Here is a 22,723-nt window from a genome sequence, read left to right on the forward strand (position 1 = left end):
GAGACTTATATGTAGATTTCATGTCAATTTTTATCCTGTTTTTTTTAGGATACAAGTCATCTTGTAGAAAATTCTTCTCATCAGCCTCTCTTTTACAATCCCCTAAACTCCCAGCGATTTCCGCCGTTAATTTTTTAAGATGTACTGCAACATAAGAACAAATACATTTATGGAGGACTTTTAATTATGAGAAGAACGAGGGTAATCTTTCTTGGATCGGCATTAATCCTTCTTCTTGCCCTTACTGCCGGTGGAGTATTCAGGAATGATACTGATAAAAAAGAGCCTGAGGCCAGAACCCATTCCTCAGGACAACAAGTTATGATGGATCGGCCTATGGCAAAGGTGAATAACGTGAAGTTGGGAGAGAAGATCAAGAACCAACTCGATACACAAGAAGAAGTCACTCTAATCTTTCATAACAAGAAGGATACAAGCCACTACTATGATCATGAAGCTACAGTTGATTTTGTAAAAGAACCAAGCGTGGAGGAAATAGACGAAATTACCCGAGATATTAAAGGCTGGGTCATCAAGCATCTAAACTCAATTTATATTTTCAGGTCAACAGTGATGGAAACACCCGAAATGATTGAGTATTTTAATCAGAGAAAGAATATCGAGTATTCTGAGCCTAATTTTATCTTAATGCAAAATGAAGTGAGCGGACCTAATGACCTGCTTTACCAGGAGAATTACCAATGGAATTTGCCAGTCATAGGTACGGAACAAGGTTGGACGGTAACCCGTGGAACGGAAGAAATCGAAATAGCGATTGTTGATACTGGTGTTGATTTGGACCATCCTGATTTAAGGAACCGGATTGTTAAAGGCTATAATGTCATCAATGAGAAAGCTGATCCTGATGATGATAATGGGCATGGTACCCATGTAGCCGGAATTATTGCTTCGGAAACAGATAATAACGAGGGTGTTGCCGGCATGACATGGTTCAGTAAAATCATGCCAATAAAAGCGATGGGAGCAAAAGGCTACGGTACTACTTTCGATATTGCAAAAGGGATTGTCTGGGCTGTTGACCACGGTGCAGATGTCATCAATTTGAGTCTTGGCAATTACCAGCCTTCAAAGGTTCTGGAAGAAGCAGTCCGTTATGCTTATCAGAAAAATGTTGTCATGGTGTCTGCTGCCGGCAATGATGGTTCAGATCAGCCGACCTATCCTTCGGCATACCCAGAAGTATTGAGTGTAGCTGCTGTAGATTATAATGGGAACAGAGCAAGCTTTTCAAACTACGGAGATTATATTGATATTGCTGCGCCAGGTGTTTATATACCTAGCACTTACTTTAATAAGCAATACGCTGCCCTTTCTGGGACCTCGATGGCCGCTCCACACGTTGCTGGCCTTGCTGCTTTAATCAAATCAGCTAATCCTGACTTAAAAAGTTCTCAAGTAATCAGGATCATAAAGAATTCCGCAATTGACCTTGGTGAGCAAGGAAAAGATATTGAATATGGAAATGGCTTAATTGATGTAAATTCAGCACTGCAGGAAGCGACTAAAAAGCAACCCAACATCAGCAATCAAGAGAAGTCTTTGTTCAAGTGGTTCAAATAATTGGTAAAAACCTAAAAACAAGCCGCCATTAATATTTTGGCGGCTTGTTGCTGTCATACCAGATTATATAATTGTTCATCAACATCTTTCAGAAGCGGACTAAGCTCTACCTCGGAAAGGATATATAACTCATGCATTGCCCTTGTACATGCTGTATATAACAATTTCCTTTCTTCCGTTCTTGTGTAGGATGATGAATCGTAAATAATCACAGCGTCGAATTCAATGCCTTTAGCGAGGTATGTCGGTACAACATTGACACCATTTTCGAACGTCAATGTGCCCTTTTCGATCAATCTCGCATCATGCGCCTTTTTGACACCCTCGAATGCCGCTTTGCTCTCTTTGGCAGTTTTGCAAATAACCGCGATGTTTTTATGTCCTGATCTCTGCAACTCGGAGATAAGTTCATTTGTCTTCAGAAAATGGTCGCTGCCTTCACTGCTCATGACGATTACTGGCTTTGGTCCAGTACGGTTGAATGGCTCGATCATATCTCCGCCCTCGATCAGTTGGCGGGTAAATTCAACAATTTGCTTCGTTGATCGATATGTCTTGGTAAGCCTGTATTGTTCCTTTTCTCCAAAGTCAAGAGCTGACTCCGCCAGGATTGTTTGGGCACCTGTTGGTCCTGAGTAAATCGCCTGGTTTATATCGCCAAGCAAAGTCATCTTGCTGTATGGAAACAGCATTTTAATATATGCAAACTGGAAAGGAGTGTAGTCCTGGGCTTCATCAATGAAAACATGGCGAATGGATTTATTCGATTTCCTGCCTTCAATCAAGTCTTGTAGGTACAGAAAAGGAGTTGCGTCCTCATATGCAATATATCTGTTTTCCAAATTACTGATTGCCTGTTCACATGTGGCGGCCCAATTTTTAGGAATGGCTTCGATTTTGGAATGAGCTTCTTTAAAGAAATTCATGTATATGGCTCTTATATTAATGAATTTCAATCTTTTTACTGCATTGAACAATGGCTTGAAACGCCTCTTGACTACCATTTCCAAAAGCCACTGCTGCTCACGGTCATAATCATGGAACGTATCATGTGCTCCACCCTGTTTTTTCTGGCTTTGCTTAAATGCCTCCAGATAATCTTCCTTCTCAAGGAATTGAATCTCCTTTTCCACCCATTCCTGTGACATTTCCGCTTTTGCTTTTTTCTTAAGTTCCTTTAACAGCCATTCCTTAACAAGCTGAATTCTATTTGGAATTGAAATACTGTGATCAAGTGAATCATAGTATGCTGCTATGTCTTTCTTTGAGATGATTGCCCGTTTATTTAAGCCTAAGCTCTTAAAAACAAGCGTTTCTCTGGCTAATTTCTCAGCGTATTGATCCAATAATTTTTTAAACTCTAAACCCGCCTTAAAACGTATGCTTTCAATCCTGTCAAAATAAGCATCATTTTTTTCTGCTTCTAGCATGAATTCCATTTGTTCAAAAGGATCCTCTAGTTCATATTCAGCGCCAAACCTTGTTGAAAGATACTCCTGGAATGTTGCCTGCTGCATATTTTCCTCTCCAAGCTCCGGCAAAACCGTAGCAACATAGCTATTGAAGAGGGGATTGGGTGAAAATAACATGATATTTTCCGACTTGATGATATTCCTGTACTTGTAAAGTAAATATGCGACGCGCTGCATGGCAGCTGATGTCTTTCCGCTTCCTGCCACACCTTGGACGACAACAAGGCTGCTTGAGTCGTTGCGGATGATTTGGTTCTGTTCCTTCTGGATTGTTGCCACTATGGTTTTCATTTGGGTATCGGCATTGTTGCCCAGGACTTCCTGAAGCATTTCGTCACCAATGGTAACCCCAGTTTCGAACATTGCTTTGATTTTGCCACCCTTTATGACAAACTGACGCTTCAGCTCCATCGATCCTTCGATAGAATCTGTTTCTGTCCTATATTGCGCCGGACCGGGTGAATAGTCGTAATACAGACCAGATATCGGTGCTCTCCAGTCATAGATCAGGAAGTTTTCTTCCTGTTCATCCATTAGAGTCGCAATGCCTAAGTAAATTTTCTCGGCCTTATCTTCACCATCTTCTTTAAAATCGACTCTTCCGAAATAGGGTGAAAACCTGAGGCGAGATAATGTTTGAAGCTGTTTGACCATTTGGGATTGTGTTCGTTCACGCTCGGATAAAAGTGCGGCCTGTTGCTTGATACTCGTGAAGGTTTCCGCTACATCATCCGCTTCGTCAAAGTTGACTGTAACATCCTCCCAAAAGGTTTTTCTGATTTGAAGAGCATCTGAGCCGACATCACTTGAACTTTCATTCCATTTCGCTGCTTTTTTATCAATTTCCTCAATGATGGAATCAACACGTTCCTGTTCCATTTCTAAATCTTTAAGCTGCTTTTCTTCCATGAAAAATCACTCCCAAACTCAATGCTCTTTTACTTGACTGTCACCATTATTTGTGATAATGTTATAATAGAATTATTGTGTGCATTAACTATAGATAAACATTGCCAACTTTCATTTTACTATGTAGCTATTTTTATTACAAATACCTTTTACCGAAATCCACCTTAAAGGTGCTTTTTTATTTTCTACATATATCTTATATATATTTATTCGAATTCTAACCTTTTTAAACATAGGTTCTTTTCTAAAACTCTATTCAATACAAAATTTGATTGAATTACCTAAACTCCTTTGTAAAGTTGACGCTTCTTATGAGAAAAGACCATGCAAACTTAATCCCGATCTAAAAATGGGTATATATTCCGTAAAAATCGGCTTTAGGATTTTAACATCAATCTTTACGAAAACAAGCCTAAACATAAAAACCGCGATGCTGATTTGCAGCCGCGGTTTTTCCATAGTTTTTTTTACAAATCATTACTTGCCAAGTTTGATTACGGATGCGATGTTTGCAGCAATTCTTTCAACATACGTACTGGCGTTTTCGAAAGCATCTTCTAAAGCAATGACACCTGGTACTATGCTGAATACGGCGTCGATCCCATGTTCGTGTACTACCTCACTGTCTGATGCTACATTACCCGCGATCGCGATGACCGGAACATTTTGTCGTTTCGCTGTCCTGGCAACGCCGATCGGGGTTTTACCGAAAATTGTCTGGCCATCAATCTTGCCCTCTCCTGTAATCACAAAATCGGCATCTAGTAAATGGGTTTCAAGCTTGGTTGCCTCCAGAACAATGTCAACGCCACTTTTCAACTCGGCAGACAGGAATGCCATCAATCCAGCACCAAGTCCTCCTGCAGCGCCAGCGCCTGAAACATGTTCAATATCCTTGCCAAGATCGGTACGAATAATATCAGCAAAATGGTGAAGGTTGTTGTCCAATACTTCAACCATTTCTTGAGTTGCCCCTTTTTGCGGTCCGAAAATATGTGATGCGCCCCTCATACCTGTTAACGGATTATCTACATCGCATGCAACATCAATTTTTACCGATTTCAACCGTTTATCCAATCCAGCTATGTTAACCTCAGCAAGCGAATGTAAAGCTCCACCGCCTTCACCAATTTCTTTTCCATCAGAATCGAGAAGCATGATGCCAAGGGCTCTTGCCATGCCAGCTCCTCCATCATTCGTGGCACTGCCGCCTATCCCGATGATGATCTGTTCAACACCATAGTCCAGAGCCGCGGCAATCAATTCACCTGTTCCCCGAGTTGTAGTAATCAGCGGGTTTCTGTCTCCAGGAGGCACGAGATGAAGTCCGGATGCGGCAGCCATCTCTATGACCGCAGTCTTTTCATCCCCGGAAATACCGATAAATGCTTCAACCGGATTACCAAGCGGTCCTGTTACTGTTTTAGTGATAATTTTTCCTCCTGTTGCATCAACGAGGGATTGCACGGTTCCTTCGCCTCCATCTGCCATAGGTACCTTTACGAAGCTTGCCTCAGGAAGTATTTTCTTCATGCCATTCTCGATTGCTGTAGCTGCCTCAAGCGCTGTTAGGCTCTCTTTAAAAGAATCAGGTGCTATTACAATTTTCATGCTCATTTTCTCCTCTCATTGAATACCGGAGTATCAATTACACTGAAATGAAAGGTCCGGACTTTAAACAAAATCCAGACCCATTTTATTTATCCGAAAAACTTGAAGATGCCAAAGATTAGTGTCGATACGATTGCAAGTGTCAAACCGACAGCTGTTTCGTAAGGAATTAATTTCAAACGTTCTTTGATTTCCATGTTGACACTTCCTCCCGTAGCGTGGAAGAAGCTTCCGTGTGGCAGGTGATCAAGTACTGTTGCACCTGCGTGGAACCATTGCAGCACCTGCTAATGCAGTGACACCCATTTCAAGAATTGTTGATCCAAATACCTGGGAAGCAACTGCTGTTCCTGCTGTTGTCGAAGCAGTAGCAGCCGACATGAAAATACCGGATACAGGGGCAAGTACAAATGCTGGAAGACCAAGTGCATCCAGGCTGTTAATCAGGACATCCTTTAAACCTGAATTAGCGATGATTCCTGCAAGTGTACCTGTACCAAGGAGCATAATAGCTACACCAGACATTTTACCGAGACCTGCCACTGCATAGTCATTGATATGTCTGATTCGACCCATTGCAAGAGCTCCGGCAATCCCCCCTGCTGGAAGGGCGATCATTGGGTCGATGTTTATATCAAATAAAGGTCGAAGTGCAAGCAGGATGATTGTCACTAATGGCGCGACAATCGCTGGGACTATTAATGGAAGTTTCCCTTGAACTGTTGTTTCACTTTCCTGAGCTGTAACGTTAGAGCCTTTATTAACTAGCTTCTTGGCTAAAATATAAGTGACAGTCAATCCGAAAATAGCGGGGATGATTCCGGCAGCCATGACAGAAGTCAATGGAATTTGGAATGCATCTGCTGCAGCTATAGCATTCGGGTTCGGTGACATGATATTGCCCGCTTTACCGCCACCGATCATCGCAAGCAGGATAGCTGTTTTGGAAATACCAGCTCTATTTGCGATTGCAAGTGCAATCGGTGCAACAGTGATAACAGCAACATCGACAAATACCCCAACAGTAGTAAGGATCATTGTTGCGATCGCAAGTGCAAGCAGTGCTCGCGTCTCGCCGACCTTTTTAACGATTGTTTCTGCAATGACTGCAGCAGCACCCGATTCAATCAAGACACCAGCAAGTACACCAGCAGCCAGGATTCTTAAAACTGCGGGTATAATTCCTTTTGCACCTTCCATCATCAAGGCAACAGTATTCGTAACATCGACTCCGCCTACAAGTCCTCCGATCAGGGCTCCAGCGATCATTCCATATGCTGGTGAAACTTTCTTTAAAATAAGGAAAATAGCTACAATAAGTGCAACGATAGCGCCGAAAGCGCTTACTTGAATATCCATCATGATGCCTCCTATAAATCATTTTGTAACTCCATTGTAAGCGCTGTCTTATTTATTTACATTAGTCAAACCATCAAAAAAAGACCTGTAATAGAACAGATCTTTTGTGCATTTGCACAATTTCATTCCAGCTCATTATTTAGAAATGCTAAATAGAGGTGAAGCAGGTCAGTCGTTTTGCGTGGATCCTTCCCTGTTATTTCTGTAATCTTATCAAGACGGTACCTGAGGGTATTGCGATGAACAAAAAGCTTTTGCGCAGCTTTGTTCATGTCGCCATTTGTTTCGATTACCGCTTTTAACGATTCAGTGAGCTCTCCTTTTACATCCTTCTCTTTTAAAAACTTATGGAATGGCGGTAAATCTTCCGTCAGGCCAGTTTTTGACGCATTCAACAGAAATACTGGAAGATAATAATCTTCGTACATGAAAATGTCATTTTGCGGAGTCAGTTTCAGCCCGGAATTCAGTGTGTGAACTGCCTGTCGGTAGGACTTTGTGAATCCTGACAATCCTTCATGGTATTGACCAACTCCAATTTTCACGAAGATATTGGCATTCTTTCTCAAACCGTTAAGCCAGCCTTCTGTTATCTTTTTAAGATAATGGTCAAAGTCAGCCTCAGGAACTACTTTTAAAATAACAACCCTGTCATGCTGCATCAGTAACAGGTCTTCTTTTTGCAGTCGGCTTTTTAAATATGTGAATGTTCTCTTACGGTCCGAAGTCATGATGACAATAGCCGCCCGTGCCAGTTCCAGATCAATTCCCAGACGCATTGCCCTTTCCAGGAAAAGCGGGTCATGTTTGCCTTCATAATGAATGATTTGGCTGACAAGCTCTTCTTTAAGCCTCTGATCCCATTGTATTTCATTCATCAATACCGCCTGCTGAAGGCTAAGCTCAGCAGCCATTCGTACAAGTTCTCCGAAGTTTCTAATTTCATCAGGGGAACCAGTAATTCCTATAACGCCAATGATTTTCCCATCAAAATAAATGGGCAGATTGATGCCTGGCCTTACACCATGGAGCCTTAATGCCTCATCTTCGGTTATTTCAAAACCGGTCCCTTGTTTGATCACAATGACTGCACCATCATGGATATCATCAATGCGCTTTTTGTCGCCTGATCCAATAATTACCCCCTGGTTATCCATTATATTAATATTTTTGCCGATAATCCCCATCGTCCTGTCTACTATTTCTTGAGCTAGCTGTTTGTTTAATAATTCCATGTCAAAATCCCTGCCTTACCAACTTGGATACCTATCATTATGGCCGATTATTTGCGGAAACAAAAGAGAAGCGTGAGAACATAAGTCCTCACGCGCGCAAATATTATTTTGTTAAAGCATGTTCCACCTTGATGCATCTGTCCATGATTACGGTATAGCCTTTTTCTTTGAGGAAATTATAGGCCTCCTCATTTTCAAGTCCTAGCTGTGCCCAAAAGACATCGGCATCAATTTCCGCAAATTCCTTCGCGACCTCCATCAAGTGCTCCGAACGGCGGAAAACATTTACGATATCCACATGGCCTTCGATCTCTTTAAGTGTTTTAACGGCTTTAACTCCAAGTACCTCATCAACAGTTGGATTGACAGGAATGATTTCATATCCCGCTGATTGCATTGCCTCCGATACCATATAGGAAGTCCGCTGTGGATTGTCGCTCAATCCCACAACGGCAATCCTTTTTGCCTTCTTAAGAATTTGGCCGATTTCTTCCCGGCCTGGATTTTTAATTGCCATATGATCTCACTCCTATGGATTATTTTGACCCTGATTTTATTTTATCTCACAATTATGAAGACTCAAACCAAACTGCCTACCCATAATGTATGAAAACACGTTTTATAAACTACGAGATTCTAGTTTTTCCATACTTCTTTTCTTCATTAATGTGAATTGGTCAGAGACAACGGCAATCAAGGTGCCTAGGATTAAACCATTATTAAGGATGGATACAAGGACAGGCGGTACGTTGCGGAAAGCTTCTCCCGGAAGAAACATTGCTCCTACACCGGCCAGCAACGAAGTTCCAATGACGGTCCGAACCCTATTCTTATCGTTCTCACGGTCGAATTCCGAAAATGCAATCCCTATCATATTGACGAATATAACAAATGTGACTGAATAGCCAACAGGTGCAGGCAGTGACGCGAACAATGACATCACATGCGGCAGCATGCTGGCAACGATGATCAGCAATGAGCTTATGATAAAAGGCATAATTCTTATAATTCCAGTTGTTGCGATAAATCCAGCTGCACCAGAGATGGGGACAGACCCAATCGCCGAGAAAATCCCTCCAAGAAGCTGATTGATACCGGCGGTAAAACCGCTGGCCCGATAGCGGAAATCAGCATTTTCAGATCCCCTATCTTTTAAAACTTGTCCAGTAACCCTTATACTAGCTAACATATTGGTGATTAACAGGAATGTGATAAAGATGGAAGTCACGATTAACCCTGAATCGAAGATGGGCTGCCCGAAAGCGAAAACCTCCGGAATGGCAATTGCTGCTCCTTTGTATCCTTCGTACGCTTTTCCCAGGTCCAATATTGAAAAAGCCACCCAGCCAGCGGCCAGGCCAATTAAAATTGCATACTGGCTGACCCATTTAATTTGATGTCGTGTCAGATAGAAAGTAATGCCAACCAAGAAAAAGCTGAAAAAAGCGATTGGAAGACTGACCTCGGTTCTCCCGCCACCAAGTCCCACCATTCCATTAAGGAATGAGCCGCTTAATTGAATGACGAGCAAGAGCAAATATATCCCGCTCACTACGGGGGTAAACAACTTTGCCAGTTTATCAATAAGCTTGAATAAGCTTAGCAGGAAGAATACAATTCCGCTGATGATCATTGCTCCTTCTAAAGCCTGCAGAGTTTCAATGTTTGATGAAAACAGTGTCGCACTTAATCCTGCATATATTGTAAAAACACCCCACCAAAGACCGGCTGGCCCCTCGTTAATTGGCATGCGATGCCCGATCAGGGCCTGCAATAGACCCGAAATACCCAATACAAACATCGTCCTCTGAACAAGACCTGTCGTCTCCAAATCATTCAATTGGAATAAATCTGCAATCGCAATTGGAGCAACGATTGAACCAGCAATAATAAATGCCATCCACTGTATGGCTGATAATAATGTCTTCATTTAAGATCTCCATTTTCTTGGCGTAATAGGTATAATTATTTGCAGAAATTAAATCATGTTTTATAAGTGAGAGGATATTTATCCTAATTCTATAGGAGACATCCTTTTTCCTTCGCCTATAATAATATCGTACTTAAGGATGTTGTAAATAAGAAGTATGATTTGGTTTAACATGCAACCTAATAAAAAAAAGGCATCCAATTCAGGATGCCCTTGCCGCTAATAGCTTGTGAACCATAAAATCCTCTGAATCCAGTAAATAATATATTTAAAAGGAGTCAGCTTGTCCTTATTTTCTTCATAATCAAGTGTAAACCTGGCTCCGTCGTTATTCCAGATTCTATTAAAATAATGGTCAACATCTTTAATGACTTGACTGTCAGATGCAGCTGTTATCTTCATGTTGGTTTCAAGGTTTAAATCATCGAGATTCCTTCTGGTGAAATTGGCAGACCCTCCGAGTATCACGCTGTTTTTACCACGGTCAAAGAATATCATTTTTGCATGATATTGCTCCTGGCCAGCGTTATACCATTTTATTTCGATATTCTCGCTTCCAAATTCCATAATTTCTTCTGAAACAGGAATGTTGGGTAGGCCCGATTTCTGATTACCAAACGCATTCGTATTTGGATCTAGTATAATTTTGATTTTCGCTCCCCGATCGGCTGCCTTGTCGATTTCGTCGATGACCTTCCTTTCGGCCAAATAGAACATCCCTATCCAAATTTGATCTCCCTTTCCTGTCTTTTTCAGTTCATTCAGGAGATGCTTGAGTATTTTCCCTTCCGTTAAAACCTGGACCTTAATAGCCCCTTTCTCTTCTACAGGTGTGTAATCAGGAAGGCTTCCTCCTCCAGAGAAATCGATTACTGCCTGCTCAGATTCTAGAATGTCCCCGATTATATTTCCGCTTGTTTCAAAGGCTATATTTGAGTGGAAGCCGCTTGCATCATGAGGGTTCGCGGATGCCACGATAGCAGTTTTCTCAGTGACGAACACTTTCCTGTGATTAGCCTTAAGGTTCAGTAGCTCAAGATAGGAACGCAGTGTCACGTCCGGAGCATTCTTTGCCATCGGATTTGGAATCCAGCCATCTCCTGATTGCCCAAACCACTGGAAAAACACCCTCCATACACCTGTATATAATGGATTGGAATCCCTCAGTGGATCTAGATTGGTGAAAATCACTTCTATGTCATTTTCACGGAGTTCCTTCAAGATTCCCGATTTGTGGGAACCGTATGTCAAATTAATTTCATCAGTGATGAACACAATTGTGAGATCCTTATGCTTTTTCTTCTGGGCTATAAGCTTTTCACCGATGGATTCACTTATTTCCGGATAACCCATATCTTCTTTGTAATAGCCATTGAATAAAAACATATCCAGGACGATGAAATCCTCCGCTTCCTCAATCCTTTTCAATACCGTATCGAATATTTTATGCTCGTACTTTTTTTCACCATCTGTCCCCTTATAGGTTAAATCATATAAAAAGCGGACATCCTTGACGTTATGAACTTCTCCCTCATACGACAAGCCTTCAGGGATATCCTTATTTGTATGATAGACAGCCGTTATGATTACTATTAATGCAAGCATGATTAAAATCAATAACAGTTTTCTTTCCGATAACCTTTTTACAATCCTCATAGAGAAGGACTCCTTAAGTTTTATTAATATACCTACTTATTCACTTATTCAACAAGTTATAAACTTAGCAAGCAAGGAAGTAAGACGATTAATGATTGAAATTGTTATGGATTTAATCTTATTGCAAATAGAAAAGATACTATATAATTAGCTGGCCATAAGTCCGTAATCAGTTTTGTTCAAGATTTGCATGGAGTTTTTAAGAGAACATGGTAAAATAAAAGAACCTTAAAATCTTTAAAGGAGAATATTTCATGGCATTAAACGCAATCATCATTATTCTAGCTTACTTGCTTGGATCAATACCTTCTGGACTCATAATCGGAAAAGCATTTTATGGCAAAGACATCCGTGAACATGGGAGCGGGAATTTAGGCGGTACAAATACATTCCGGACATTGGGGGTAAAAGCTGGTTTAGTAGTAAGTATTGCTGACGTCCTGAAAGGAACTCTTGCAGCTAGTCTGCCTTTGCTTCTGAATGCTGATGAGCTCCATATGCTTTTAGTAGGGGTATTTGCTGTAATCGGACACATGTACCCTGTTTTTGCAGGTTTTCGAGGCGGCAAAGCGGTCGCTACTTCCGGTGGTGTTTTACTGGCGTACATACCGGTATTATTCTTACTCATGCTCATTATCTTTTTCATCAGCTTGTACATAACAAAGTATGTTTCTCTTTCTTCGATTCTAACTGGTATAGCAGCGTTCATTTACTCTCTGTTTACACAGGACCTTCCGTTGATCGTGGTTGTCGCTGTCCTGGCTACCTTCGTTATTTACAGGCACAGGGCTAATATTGAGAGAATCCGCAAGAAAACCGAGCCGAAAATCAAGTGGCTTTAATATCTGTTAACAGCAAAAAATTAGCCGTCAAACCCTGATTAGGTTTGACGGCTTTTTTAGCTAAAGGCTCTGTTCTATTGGGCTGTTCATTTACCGTTCCAGTCGCTTCACTTTCCTGCTAACCAATATGAATGCGCTTTACTATTTTCGGACGATCCCAAAGGCCTTTAGTGCCTGCCCCAGATTGTTATACATTTTTACGTTATCAAAATTGATGCCAAGTGTAACGACTGAGTGTGCCAATTCAGGCCGCATACCTGTCAGGTTCACGTCCACTCCAGTAAGTTTAAGGCTGTCTATTCTTTTGAAAAGCTCCTGCGCGACCATTGTATCAACTATGAAAACACCAGATAGATCCATAATCAGGCAGTCAACTTCTTTATTCTTCGTTTCAAGCAGGGTATGCTCCATCAAAACCCTTGCTCTATGAGTATCAATATCGCCAATGATTGGCAGAACGGCCACTCCATCAACAATGGAAATGACAGGTGTGCTTAGTTCATCAATGACCTCCTGCTGTGCTCTAAGGCGCTTATTGGCCTGTCCAGTATAGGAATTCGTGAAAGTGAGGATCAGATTGTCAATGAAGTCGTTAATGAGATTGCCTACCCTTAAGCTTTCCCCCGCACTAAGATCACTCATTTTATCTGCCAAATCAGAGAGTTCTTCCCACAATGCACCACGGATACTATTAAAATGGTGAACTGATTGACTAAGCGAAAGACCTAATCGCACTTTATCTTCACTCACCCGTTTTCCCCAATCGTTAATTCTCTCGTCATCTGATTCCCCTATTAAAAAACTTTCTAGCAAATGAATTAGTTCTTTAATTTGTTCTTTATATAAATTGACTTTTGTTTGGTGTGTTAATTTGATGTACGCTTCTGGCTGATTTTTATCAATTGAATTTAATATATTGGTTGTTACATTTTCTTCCCTTTCAATCAAGAAATTTTTAAATACGTGAATTGCTCTATCCATCTCATAGCTCCTTTTGTCACAAAAAGTTCTTTTTAAAATATTTTTTGTTCTTTATAAAAAAATACACACTTTTGCTGGTATAATTCAAATGAATATGTCATATACATTCGAAAGAAATCGAATTTAGGTTGCCCAGGTTAAAGATTGTGAATTCCTGATGAAATTACCCGAATCTAGATTGCTTCAAACAAACACAGTTCAAAAGTATATTTAAAAAGAAGGGATACAGATGGAAGCTATGAAGTACTCTCCACACTCACAATTCAGTGCGGGAATGGGGAAGAAACGGTCATATGCAAGTAGCTTAATCATAACAGGACCAGAAAATCCTGTTTTATTTCCAACTTTCTTATCAATCGAAAGCTCTTTCCCATATCTTAACCTGGCAATTACGAAGGATGAGTTGACAATGGTTGATTTTTATCAAGAAAAAACAATTCTCGAAAGCAAAAATCTCAAGCTCGAACAGGAAATTTTTGAAAAACAGCAAACCTTAAAGAATCTACAACTGGCCATTCAATCAGCCACTAGTGATTTTCAATCCACTTCAGCGAGCCATTTAGCGGCTGGGTTAGCCCATGAAATAAGGAATCCCCTGACAACGATCAAGGGTTTTATCCAGTTACTCCAGCCGGAGCTTCAGGCAGCCGGCAAGCAGGAGTTCGCAGATGTAGCTCTTGATGAACTTAATCGAGCCAATAGCTTACTGACTGAATTTCTTTCCGTATTGAAACCTGCCTCCTCTGAGAAAAAGAAGATATCTGTTAACAACTTAGCTGCAAGTATGTTCAAGCTTTTTTCAAGCGAGTCCATTCTAAAGGATATCGAAATAGATATTGAACTTCCTGATGAAGAGTTGTATGTACTGGCAGATGAAAATGCGATCAAACAGGTGTTAATCAATTTATTGAAAAATGCCATAGAGGCTGTTGAAGGAAATCGAGGGAATAAAGGTTCTATAAAATTGGTTGTGAATGAAAATGGTGGATTCATTCACGTTAGTGTATTAGATAACGGTAACGGAATTGATGAATACTCCCTGAAAAAAATCTTCACTCCATTCTATACAACAAAAACTGACGGAACCGGTATGGGACTGGTAATCAGCAAGCAAATAATAGAAAATCATGGAGGAGAAATGACTGTTACCACTCAACCCTTTAAGACCGTATTCCAATTTTCCCTCCCCGCTATTTAAATTTTAGCTTTTCGATTAGTCGAAAAATTGTCAAATTGAACACAGTTCTCCTCTTCTTTCACTGGTAAAATGTAGGTAAGAACAGGAGAAAGAAGGCGGATTGAAATGGAAGAAGTTATAAAGCTGGCTGAAAATTTTGTGTACACAACCACAACAGCTGATGTAACGTCGCCAGATGATTTTATGGTAGAATTTCTGACTGATATTCATGACAATGACAAAAATAATCCTTCTACAATAAAAATAAAGAATATGAACGAACTAATGGATTTCCTGGAAAAAATGGAATGGTAGTATAGTTTCCTTCTCTCTTAAACTTACGAGCATACAAGTAGTCCCCCAGGATGTACTGATACCTATAAACATTAATAAAATGCGGTTCCTCAGGAACCGCATTTTTACTTATCACAAGTTACACTTTAAGGAGTTTAAACTTTCCTGAACCAAAAACATCTTTTAGATAATCTAGTTTGGTATTATCGAAGTAAACGGAATCACCCTCATGAATCAGGATTGAAACCTCGTCAAATGTAAAAATCTGATCATTTGTTAATGGCTGCTCCTCCAGAGCAACTCTAAGCTGTGGTCCCCCTCAGCCGATCCCCATCGTCAGCCGGACAAAAAGCTTTTCCCCATCTTCACTTTCCTTTTTGATGGCCTTGAGCAATATTTTATAAGCACTGTCAGTAATTTTAAACATATACAATCTCCCTCTCCTTGCTATTATTATCAAGATAATTTTCAAATAATTTATCGAATTATGACAAAAACATGAAAATCATACTGAAATTTATACATTTATCACCATTCTTATAATATATTATCCTTAGGGGCTTAAAAATAAAAATGCCTCATTCTAATCTGGGGAGATTAATATGAGAAAAAAGAAGAAAAAACCTTTTGGACTGGCCTTGTTTGCTGGCTTAGGTGTTTTGGCATCTGTATTAACATTTCAGATGTATCATGAAGCCGAGGCAAAAACACCAAGTGCTACAGTCAAATCTCAAAAATCACATCTTGAGAGAAGCTATGATGTTTCTGGAAAGAGTTTTGTGGAAACGGTGAAATTAGGAGCAATTGGTGATATCCTGATTCACGATACGGTTTACGAAGATGCCTTCGTGAATCCTGGGTATGATTTCAAACCGATGCTCAGCAATGTTAAGGAATATTTAATTGAACCTGACCTATTGCTGGCAAACCAGGAAACGCTTCTTGGCGGAGTGGAAATCGGACTGTCAAGCTATCCTATGTTCAATAGTCCTGTTGAGGTTGGTGAGGCGTTTATAGATGCCGGAGTGGACATTGTATCAAATGCAAATAACCATTCGCTTGATAAGTCTGAAAAAGGTGTGATGGCTTCTATTAAAAACATGGAAGCTGCTGGGCTCCCTTATGTAGGTTCATACAAGGATGATGCAGACCAGCAAAAATTGCGCATATTGAATAAAAATGGGATTAATGTTTCCTATTTATCATACACCTATGGTACGAACGGGATTCCAGTCCCTATAGGCAAGGATCATCTCGTGAATCTCATTGACAGAGAAGCAATGAAGGCTGAGATTCATCGCGCTAAAGCAGAGTCTGATGTTGTGGTGATGAGTATCCACTGGGGAAATGAATACCAGCGTTTCCCTACAGCTGAACAAGAGGACCTTGCACAATTTCTCGTCGACGAGGGTGTTGATATCATCTTTGGCCATCACCCGCATGTTCTTCAGCCTATGGATTGGCTGACGGCGACAGACGGCAGAAAAGCATTAGTTGTCTACTCTCTTGGCAACTTCCTGTCAGGTCAAATGTGGGATTATAAAGACATTGGCGGTCTTGCCACTGTGGAAATAACTAAAACCATCACACCGGAAGGTAATGAAATTGTATTAAATAACCCTGAATTTATCCCGACCTTTGTTTCAAGCAGCAGGCAAAGGAATTACCAGGTGGTTCCTTTGCAGGAAGCCGGTAAATTCGGTCTTGCTGGTGCAGAAAATAAATATAATGAGATCATGCATCATATGACTCAATTTATAAAAGAATAAGGTGTGAGTGCCCGGTCCATGAAGACCGGGCATTGCTTATGTTATAATTGGTCTATCTGGTATGGAAGGAGAACAATATGAATATTACAATTAATGATGATGCAGCAGCATGGTATGAAAATGAAATGGACCTTTCATCCGGAAGCTATTTACGATTTTTTGTCCGGTATGGCGGTTTCAGTTCAATTCAGAAAGGTTTTTCATTAGGTGTCTCCAAGGAAGAACCGGATCACATTGGCGTAAAAACAGAAAAAAATGGAATCACCTATTATATTGAAGAGAAAGATATTTGGTATTTTGACGGCCATGATATGACCGTGGAACTCCACCCGGTTGGCCAGGAACCTGATTTCAAATTCGAAAAGAAATAGGCAGACGCATTTAGCGTCTGCCTTATTTCTATCCTTTTAAAAGAGGATTCACAATGCCCTCTTGTTTCAAAATTTCAGCTTGCTTCGTTCCTAAAAGATCGAAATGAGGATAATCCGTCTTCCTTTTGTCGATCCACTCCGGCCGCAAGCCATATTTTCTTCCCCACTCAGCTAACTTTTCGAGATCCCTGCACCCGACCTTCGTAACAGTTAAACAGTCTGGGAAGCGGTCATCAATCCAGTAGTGGGTCAGGAAGGCGACCTCCCCACTATCGATTTTAGCTTTCCATTCCTCAAGCTCATGACGCTTTATCCCGAAAGCCAACTCAGACTTTCTCCTTTTCATCTTCCGGCTTCTTCATTGCCTTTAGATATGCTTCATGCCAGTCGGGGTAGCTCCTTTTTAACGAAATCGGCCGGAAGCTATCCTTTTTAACACAGACATGTTTTGAGCTGCCAGTCAAAGCAAGCTCGCCCTTACCATTGAAGATTTCATATTTATAGACGGAGCGAATGCCATCATATTCCTCCACCCAGGTTTTGATTGTAGCTGTATCTCCATATCTCAGTGGTTTTTTATAGGAAGCTTGGATATCAAGAACAGGTGAGATGATTCCATCCTTCTCCATTTCTGCATAATTAAAGCCAAGCTCTTTAATCAATTGAGTTCTGCCCAGCTCCATCCACACCAGATAATTAGCGTGATACACGACCCCCATCTGATCTGTTTCCGCATATCTAACCTCGATCTCCCTAGAAGAAATTTTCATTGGTAATCCCCTTTGTTTTTTCTTGTAAGTTTAATCTATCAGCTTTTTTAAAGCCGCTTCAAAGTCTTGTTTTTCCAAGTATAAAACATCTTCACCCAAATTCTCAAAATTTTCGCCGTCAATCAATCGATATGCCTGAGACTGAATCGCTTCATCCACTAAGTTAGTAGCGAATCGACCGTTTCCATCGATTTCTGTTTCTGAGAGTTTTGCAGTTAAAAAAACTTCAGCTTCCACCTTAATCTTATATTGGTACTTTCCAGCGTAGTTCTTAATGATGAGCAGCAAATCACTCACATTATAGTCTGGAAAATGGAAAAACTTCTTGAACCTAGACCTGAGGCCAGGATTGCTTTCTAACAGCATATCCATTTCTGCAGGGTAACCAGCCAGGATTACCACAAGGTTTTCATTATGCCTTGTCATTTCATCGACAAGAGTGTCAATTACTTCCTTGCCAAAATCACCTGAGCTTTGACCCAGCAATGAGTATGCCTCATCTATGAATAGTACTCCTCCAAGTGCCTCACGGATTTTTTTCTTTGTTTTGATGGCTGTCTGACCAACATAACCAGCAACAAAATCCGCCCGGCTGCTGACAATTAGATGACCGCGCTTTAGCATACCGCATTCCTTCAGGAGCTCAGCGTAAATCTTTGCGACAGTAGTTTTACCAGTTCCCGGATTGCCGGTAAACACGGAGTGAAGCTGTATCGGCACAGCAGGCAATCCCTTTTCCTTTCGCAGCTGCTGCATCCTCACGAAGGAAATTAGGGAGGTAACCTCTGATTTCACGGTATCTAATCCGACAAGAGCATTCAACCTGTCTAGTGGTTTTTCCGCAGAAGGATTCGAAGGTGATTCAAAGTCTTCTTTTTCCAATAATGTATAGGTCGAAAAGTCATCTTCTTCAGCAGGCCGGGACCCCTTTTTGAAAATTGCTTCTAACACAAGGTTGCGTACCGTCCTGGCATTTCCGAAGGTATCGTCGACTCTTTCCTTTTCAATACGATCACTAAGCTCGAGTTTCGCTGATTCTGTCATGGCATAATCGTTATCCTGTGCCGCTTGCTCAGCAATTTGCAAGAGTTCATCATCCGAATAATCCGGGAGATGGATTAAATTCGATTGAGGGAATCGTGATCTTAATCCTGGATTCGCATCAAGAAATAGGCGCATTTCTTCTGGATAACCAGCAAGGATCACTGCGAATTTGCCTCCATACTCATTTCCTGTCATTAAGGACACTAGTGTATCGATTGCAGTTTGACCATAGTCATTTCCAGTCTGGCCTTCTCGCTTAAGACTGTAAGCTTCATCAATAAACAGTACCCCTCCCAATGCTTGCTCCACGACCTTCCTGACATTTTCTTCTGTCTGCCCGACATAAGCACCGACAAGCTGGGACCGGTCAGCCTCAATTATTTCCTCTCGCGGCAATACTCCAAGCTGATGATATATTTTGGCAAGCAATCGGGCTAACGAGGTTTTTCCTGTTCCCGGGTTCCCGGTCAGAACCATATTCAAGCTTTGATCATCCTTCGTTTGCAGACCAAGCTCTTTCCGTTTTTGCTGATACTTCAAGAACCGGTAAAAATCATTTACTCTCTCTTTTACCGACTGTAGTCCTACCATTTTATTCAGTTCAGCCAGCGGATCTATTTCAGACTGTGTTTGGCTATCCATACCCTCCGCAAACTCTTCTTCCCATTGCACCCTGATCTCATCGAGGCTTTGAAGTCTCTTCTGCATTTCTTCATAATGGACAGCTGTGTGGAAAACCCCGGTAACTGACTCTTCATATAGCTCTGTGGCTTTCAGGAGAGCTGCCGTCTCTTCTATAGCCTTTTCCAGCAAATGAGTCAGCCTGTTAAACTTCGCCTCAACTTCAGACCCTTTTTCAAGATGCTGGGCAGTTAGGTCATCAAGTTCTTCTTCAGCGTGTGAGAGGAATTGCTGTGAAATATCTATATACTGCTCTGCAGTTTTCTTTTTTAATGCCCGATTATCCGTTTCCCTGATCCGAGGGTAGGCAAGCTGGTCAAAAAGGTTCCCTTTATTTTTCCATTGATTCCTGGCGAGCAAGGATTTTGCCTTCTTGTTTGCTGGGTCGTGTTCAATCGCAGTCTTTAGCCACTCGAGGACTAGAGAATCATAACCGTTTCGTTGGGCCCTCGATTGAGCAGCAAGAGTCAGAGTTTGAGACAGTTTCTTATTCTCTCCACTTTTTGTCAGTATCCTAACCGCGGTGATCAAACTGGCTTCATCCTGAATATATCCTTTTGTATTTATCTCTTCTTCCCATATCAAAATTTGTTCATCTATAGGAATTTGTTTTTTTTGTCGATCCATCCAAATCACTTCTTTATCTAAAGTTAATTACACACGTTATCTTAGTTCACATTCCGTATATTATCACATTTTTAGCGAAACGGAAAAAGACCCGCCTGTTGACGGGTCCTTTCTGATTTACTGCTGGTTGTGCGCTTCATCCTTGATTTCAGCCCTAAAGGCATCAATGCTTTCTCGGCGGCGCTCATTTTTTTCCTTGATTCTTTGCTGGTCTTCAGGATTCGAATTGACCATTGCAGCTTCAGCATCCTCCATGTTCTCAATCGTATGATGGATCATGGACTGCAGCTTTTCCACATTATCGCTTCGATCGTCTGGCTTTGGTGTATGATTTGCCATTGTCATGTACCTCCTTTTAAAAAGTACATCAATAGTATGCGACTACACACTTTGATTATTAGCGGAAAACAGTGGATAACTTTTCTGCGGAAAACAGTGGATAACTTTTCTGCGGAAAAATAAAAGCCCGCCAATCGGCAGGCATATTCATTCGGTTATTCACCTTTAGTTTGTATTACCTGGGCATGTTCACCCGACTTATCATTCATTTTCTTTCCTTTATTGCCACTGAATCCACGCGGCTGCGTTCCAAGGTGGCTTGGAACATAGTGCTTGCTGTCCTTTTTAGGATTGCTCATGTATATCCCCCCTCTAGAATAAGTTTTTCCTAAAGAAGAGGTTTTCATAAATGGTAATGTATGATATTACTCAGCTTTACCCAAGTGTTTTTGCTCTAATTTAGTCTCGATCCTCTCGATTGCATCACGGTCATTCAGAAGTTGGCGTTTGTTTTCCATTACTAGCTCTTGAAAAGAACGCTTTCTAGGTTTTCTCATCGTGTTCACCATCCTTTGTCATCATTGTAACAGTTATTATGTCCGGAAACGGTTGCAATTATTACAACTTTTTGAAAATTTAATCGTATTTTATTCTTACCCGATATTTTCGTGTATCTTCCATGCAATTTTTACCATAAATAAACCACCAGTAGCCAGTACTGGTGTCACTTCATTAGTTCTTGCATTTGTTCGTATGTCATGGAACCGATATGCTTTTTTAGAATCAACCCCTCCTCATCAATAATGAATGTGGTAGGAATTGAGATGATTGAGTATGTTTGCTGTGTGGTTCCATCTTGATCAAGTAATATCGGGAAAGTTAATTCATTGTCCTTTACAAACGACTTAACATTATTCTGAGGATCCAAATTGACGGCAAGAATTTCAACTTCCTTTGAATTCTCTTTATAAAATTGCTCCATCGCCGGCATTTCCTCTTTACAAGGCGGACACCAAGTAGCCCAGAAATTCAGCATTACCTTCTTACCTCTGTAATCTTTCAGGCTTACCTCTTCACCAGCAATGTTTTTCAGTGTAAAAGTAGGAGCTACCATTCCGGCACCGATTCCAGTTGTTGCTTTTGAAGCTTCAATCGCTTGTGGCTCCTCCGTTTTATAAAAATGCTGGAATAAGGCAAACAGAACCAGACCAGCAAGAATACCAGCAGCAATCGCTTTTTTGACCATAGGAAAACCCCCTTTGGTTTATTTACAAGTAGGATATCCCAAGTATACAAAGATAATGAAAGTGGAAAAGTGAGAAAATTTGAGGATTATGTGAATTTTAATTAAAAGGCTATGGCTGTTCGAACACTGTGTAACTCCTTCAGACAAGCAATGCCGTCACTCCCGATGATTTGTCCGAACTTGGGTCACCTTCGGACAAAAAGTGCGGTTACTCCCGCTGATTTGTCCGAACTTGGGTCACCTTCGGACAAAAAGTACTGTTTCTCCCGTGGATTTGTCCGAACATGGGTCACCTTTGAATAAAAAATGCTGTTACTCCCGATGATTTGTCTGAACATGGGTCACCTTCGGACAAAAAGTACTGTTTCTCCCGTGGATTTATCCGAACTTGGGTCGCCTTCAGACAAACATTGCCGTCACTACCGATGATTTGTCCGAACTTGGGTCACCTTCGGACAAATAGTACCGTCACTACCGATGATTTGTCCGAACTTGGGTCACCTTCGGACAAAAAGTACCGTCACTCCCGTGGATTTGTCCGAACTTGGGTCACCTTCGGACAAAACGTGCCGTCACTACCGATGATTTGTCCGAACTTGGGTCACCTTCGGACAAATAGTACCGTCACTACCGATGATTTGTCCGAACTTGGGTCACCTTCGGACAAAAAGTACCGTCACTCCCGTGGATTTGTCCGAACTTGGGTCACCTTCGGACAAAACGTGCCGTCACTACCGATGATTTGTCCGAACTTGGGTCACCTTCGGACAAAAAATAACGTCACTCCCGTGGATTTGTCCGAACTTGGGTCACCTTCAGACAAACATTGCCGTCACTACAGATGATTTGTCCGAACTTGGGTCACCTTCAGACAAAACGTGCTGTTACT

General features: G+C 41.2%; 20 protein-coding genes and 1 pseudogene. 6 read left to right on the forward strand and 15 right to left on the reverse strand.

What is annotated here, in order from left to right; all coding sequences use genetic code 11:
• The first annotated feature begins 186 nt into the window (after positions 1-186).
• Positions 187-1,581 carry a S8 family peptidase gene (locus tag AC0VX7_RS12750; RefSeq protein WP_475424517.1) on the forward strand — a complete coding sequence of 465 codons (1,395 nt, stop codon included), beginning with the start codon at positions 187-189 and terminating at the stop codon, positions 1,579-1,581.
• Positions 1,582-1,634: 53 nt separating this feature from the next.
• Here AC0VX7_RS12750 and helD read toward each other — a convergent pair whose 3' ends face one another.
• From helD to AC0VX7_RS12785, 7 genes and pseudogenes are all read right to left on the reverse strand, one after another.
• Complete coding sequence (gene helD / locus AC0VX7_RS12755) at positions 1,635-3,962, reverse strand: RNA polymerase recycling motor HelD (RefSeq protein WP_475424518.1); 2,328 nt, start codon at positions 3,960-3,962, stop codon at positions 1,635-1,637.
• Positions 3,963-4,439: 477 nt separating this feature from the next.
• Positions 4,440-5,573, reverse strand: a complete 1,134-nt coding sequence (locus tag AC0VX7_RS12760; RefSeq protein ID WP_475424519.1) for a glycerate kinase — start codon at positions 5,571-5,573, stop codon at positions 4,440-4,442.
• Positions 5,574-5,662: 89 nt separating this feature from the next.
• Positions 5,663-6,932: pseudogene (locus AC0VX7_RS12765) on the reverse strand (GntP family permease).
• A 122-nt stretch (positions 6,933-7,054) separates the two neighbouring features.
• Positions 7,055-8,167 (reverse strand): sugar diacid recognition domain-containing protein, encoded by a 1,113-nt coding sequence (locus AC0VX7_RS12770; protein ID WP_475424520.1) that lies wholly within the window; start codon positions 8,165-8,167, stop codon positions 7,055-7,057.
• A 103-nt stretch (positions 8,168-8,270) separates the two neighbouring features.
• Entirely contained in the window at positions 8,271-8,684 is a 414-nt protein-coding gene (locus AC0VX7_RS12775) for a CoA-binding protein (protein WP_475424521.1), read from the reverse strand.
• 102 nt (positions 8,685-8,786) lie between these two features.
• Positions 8,787-10,097, reverse strand: a complete 1,311-nt coding sequence (locus AC0VX7_RS12780) for a purine/pyrimidine permease (protein ID WP_475424522.1) — start codon at positions 10,095-10,097, stop codon at positions 8,787-8,789.
• A gap of 219 nt (positions 10,098-10,316) precedes the next feature.
• Positions 10,317-11,753, reverse strand: a complete 1,437-nt coding sequence (locus tag AC0VX7_RS12785) for a phospholipase D family protein (protein WP_475424523.1) — start codon at positions 11,751-11,753, stop codon at positions 10,317-10,319.
• Positions 11,754-12,007: 254 nt separating this feature from the next.
• Here AC0VX7_RS12785 and plsY point away from each other — a divergent pair, with 254 nt between their 5' ends.
• Positions 12,008-12,595 carry a glycerol-3-phosphate 1-O-acyltransferase PlsY gene (gene plsY / locus AC0VX7_RS12790; RefSeq protein ID WP_215035666.1) on the forward strand — a complete coding sequence of 196 codons (588 nt, stop codon included), beginning with the start codon at positions 12,008-12,010 and terminating at the stop codon, positions 12,593-12,595.
• A gap of 141 nt (positions 12,596-12,736) precedes the next feature.
• Here plsY and AC0VX7_RS12795 read toward each other — a convergent pair whose 3' ends face one another.
• Positions 12,737-13,576, reverse strand: a complete 840-nt coding sequence (locus tag AC0VX7_RS12795) for an STAS domain-containing protein (RefSeq protein ID WP_475424524.1) — start codon at positions 13,574-13,576, stop codon at positions 12,737-12,739.
• A gap of 229 nt (positions 13,577-13,805) precedes the next feature.
• Here AC0VX7_RS12795 and AC0VX7_RS12800 point away from each other — a divergent pair, with 229 nt between their 5' ends.
• The 4 genes from AC0VX7_RS12800 (at position 13,806) to AC0VX7_RS12815 (ending at position 17,187) form a co-directional block, all read left to right on the forward strand.
• Positions 13,806-14,774: an ATP-binding protein gene (locus tag AC0VX7_RS12800; protein ID WP_475424525.1), complete on the forward strand. Its 969-nt coding sequence runs from the start codon at positions 13,806-13,808 to the stop codon at positions 14,772-14,774.
• 105 nt (positions 14,775-14,879) lie between these two features.
• On the forward strand, positions 14,880-15,068 hold the full coding sequence (locus tag AC0VX7_RS12805; RefSeq protein ID WP_475424526.1) for a hypothetical protein: 189 nt from the start codon (positions 14,880-14,882) through the stop codon (positions 15,066-15,068).
• A gap of 581 nt (positions 15,069-15,649) precedes the next feature.
• On the forward strand, positions 15,650-16,816 hold the full coding sequence (locus AC0VX7_RS12810; protein ID WP_475424527.1) for a CapA family protein: 1,167 nt from the start codon (positions 15,650-15,652) through the stop codon (positions 16,814-16,816).
• A 77-nt stretch (positions 16,817-16,893) separates the two neighbouring features.
• On the forward strand, positions 16,894-17,187 hold the full coding sequence (locus AC0VX7_RS12815) for a HesB/YadR/YfhF family protein (protein ID WP_023614220.1): 294 nt from the start codon (positions 16,894-16,896) through the stop codon (positions 17,185-17,187).
• Between the two features lie 28 nt (positions 17,188-17,215).
• Here AC0VX7_RS12815 and AC0VX7_RS12820 read toward each other — a convergent pair whose 3' ends face one another.
• The 7 genes from AC0VX7_RS12820 to AC0VX7_RS12850 all read right to left on the reverse strand — a co-directional run bounded on the left by AC0VX7_RS12820 (position 17,216) and on the right by AC0VX7_RS12850 (position 21,834).
• The gene (locus AC0VX7_RS12820) at positions 17,216-17,512 is read right to left on the reverse strand and encodes a hypothetical protein (protein ID WP_475424528.1); all 297 of its coding nucleotides are present in this window, start codon (positions 17,510-17,512) and stop codon (positions 17,216-17,218) included.
• Between the two features lies 1 nt (position 17,513).
• Positions 17,514-17,957, reverse strand: coding sequence for an acyl-CoA thioesterase (locus AC0VX7_RS12825; RefSeq protein WP_475424529.1), 444 nt, complete (start codon positions 17,955-17,957; stop codon positions 17,514-17,516).
• Between the two features lie 30 nt (positions 17,958-17,987).
• The gene (locus AC0VX7_RS12830; protein ID WP_475424530.1) at positions 17,988-20,309 is read right to left on the reverse strand and encodes an AAA family ATPase; all 2,322 of its coding nucleotides are present in this window, start codon (positions 20,307-20,309) and stop codon (positions 17,988-17,990) included.
• Between the two features lie 117 nt (positions 20,310-20,426).
• A complete protein-coding gene (gene tlp, locus AC0VX7_RS12835) occupies positions 20,427-20,648 on the reverse strand; it encodes a small acid-soluble spore protein Tlp (protein ID WP_475424531.1) in 222 nt (73 codons plus the stop codon).
• Between the two features lie 155 nt (positions 20,649-20,803).
• Positions 20,804-20,947 (reverse strand): acid-soluble spore protein N, encoded by a 144-nt coding sequence (locus AC0VX7_RS12840; RefSeq protein WP_079509087.1) that lies wholly within the window; start codon positions 20,945-20,947, stop codon positions 20,804-20,806.
• Between the two features lie 66 nt (positions 20,948-21,013).
• Positions 21,014-21,145, reverse strand: coding sequence for an FbpB family small basic protein (locus AC0VX7_RS12845; protein WP_475424532.1), 132 nt, complete (start codon positions 21,143-21,145; stop codon positions 21,014-21,016).
• Positions 21,146-21,312: 167 nt separating this feature from the next.
• The gene (locus AC0VX7_RS12850) at positions 21,313-21,834 is read right to left on the reverse strand and encodes a peroxiredoxin family protein (protein ID WP_475424533.1); all 522 of its coding nucleotides are present in this window, start codon (positions 21,832-21,834) and stop codon (positions 21,313-21,315) included.
• Between the last annotated feature and the right edge of the window lie 889 nt (positions 21,835-22,723).

The sequence above is a fragment of the Mesobacillus sp. QJM3NY_10 genome, assembly GCF_056173465.1.

Coding starts and splice junctions, on each gene's coding strand:
- AC0VX7_RS12750 (WP_475424517.1), top strand. CDS start 187: ATGAGAAGAACGAGGGTAATCTTTCTTGGATCGGCATTAATCCTTCTT.
- helD (WP_475424518.1), bottom strand. CDS start 3,962: ATGGAAGAAAAGCAGCTTAAAGATTTAGAAATGGAACAGGAACGTGTT.
- AC0VX7_RS12760 (WP_475424519.1), bottom strand. CDS start 5,573: ATGAAAATTGTAATAGCACCTGATTCTTTTAAAGAGAGCCTAACAGCG.
- AC0VX7_RS12770 (WP_475424520.1), bottom strand. CDS start 8,167: ATGGAATTATTAAACAAACAGCTAGCTCAAGAAATAGTAGACAGGACG.
- AC0VX7_RS12775 (WP_475424521.1), bottom strand. CDS start 8,684: ATGGCAATTAAAAATCCAGGCCGGGAAGAAATCGGCCAAATTCTTAAG.
- AC0VX7_RS12780 (WP_475424522.1), bottom strand. CDS start 10,097: ATGAAGACATTATTATCAGCCATACAGTGGATGGCATTTATTATTGCT.
- AC0VX7_RS12785 (WP_475424523.1), bottom strand. CDS start 11,753: ATGAGGATTGTAAAAAGGTTATCGGAAAGAAAACTGTTATTGATTTTA.
- plsY (WP_215035666.1), top strand. CDS start 12,008: ATGGCATTAAACGCAATCATCATTATTCTAGCTTACTTGCTTGGATCA.
- AC0VX7_RS12795 (WP_475424524.1), bottom strand. CDS start 13,576: ATGGATAGAGCAATTCACGTATTTAAAAATTTCTTGATTGAAAGGGAA.
- AC0VX7_RS12800 (WP_475424525.1), top strand. CDS start 13,806: ATGGAAGCTATGAAGTACTCTCCACACTCACAATTCAGTGCGGGAATG.
- AC0VX7_RS12805 (WP_475424526.1), top strand. CDS start 14,880: ATGGAAGAAGTTATAAAGCTGGCTGAAAATTTTGTGTACACAACCACA.
- AC0VX7_RS12810 (WP_475424527.1), top strand. CDS start 15,650: ATGAGAAAAAAGAAGAAAAAACCTTTTGGACTGGCCTTGTTTGCTGGC.
- AC0VX7_RS12815 (WP_023614220.1), top strand. CDS start 16,894: ATGAATATTACAATTAATGATGATGCAGCAGCATGGTATGAAAATGAA.
- AC0VX7_RS12825 (WP_475424529.1), bottom strand. CDS start 17,957: ATGAAAATTTCTTCTAGGGAGATCGAGGTTAGATATGCGGAAACAGAT.
- AC0VX7_RS12830 (WP_475424530.1), bottom strand. CDS start 20,309: ATGGATCGACAAAAAAAACAAATTCCTATAGATGAACAAATTTTGATA.
- tlp (WP_475424531.1), bottom strand. CDS start 20,648: ATGGCAAATCATACACCAAAGCCAGACGATCGAAGCGATAATGTGGAA.
- AC0VX7_RS12840 (WP_079509087.1), bottom strand. CDS start 20,947: ATGAGCAATCCTAAAAAGGACAGCAAGCACTATGTTCCAAGCCACCTT.
- AC0VX7_RS12845 (WP_475424532.1), bottom strand. CDS start 21,145: ATGAGAAAACCTAGAAAGCGTTCTTTTCAAGAGCTAGTAATGGAAAAC.
- AC0VX7_RS12850 (WP_475424533.1), bottom strand. CDS start 21,834: ATGGTCAAAAAAGCGATTGCTGCTGGTATTCTTGCTGGTCTGGTTCTG.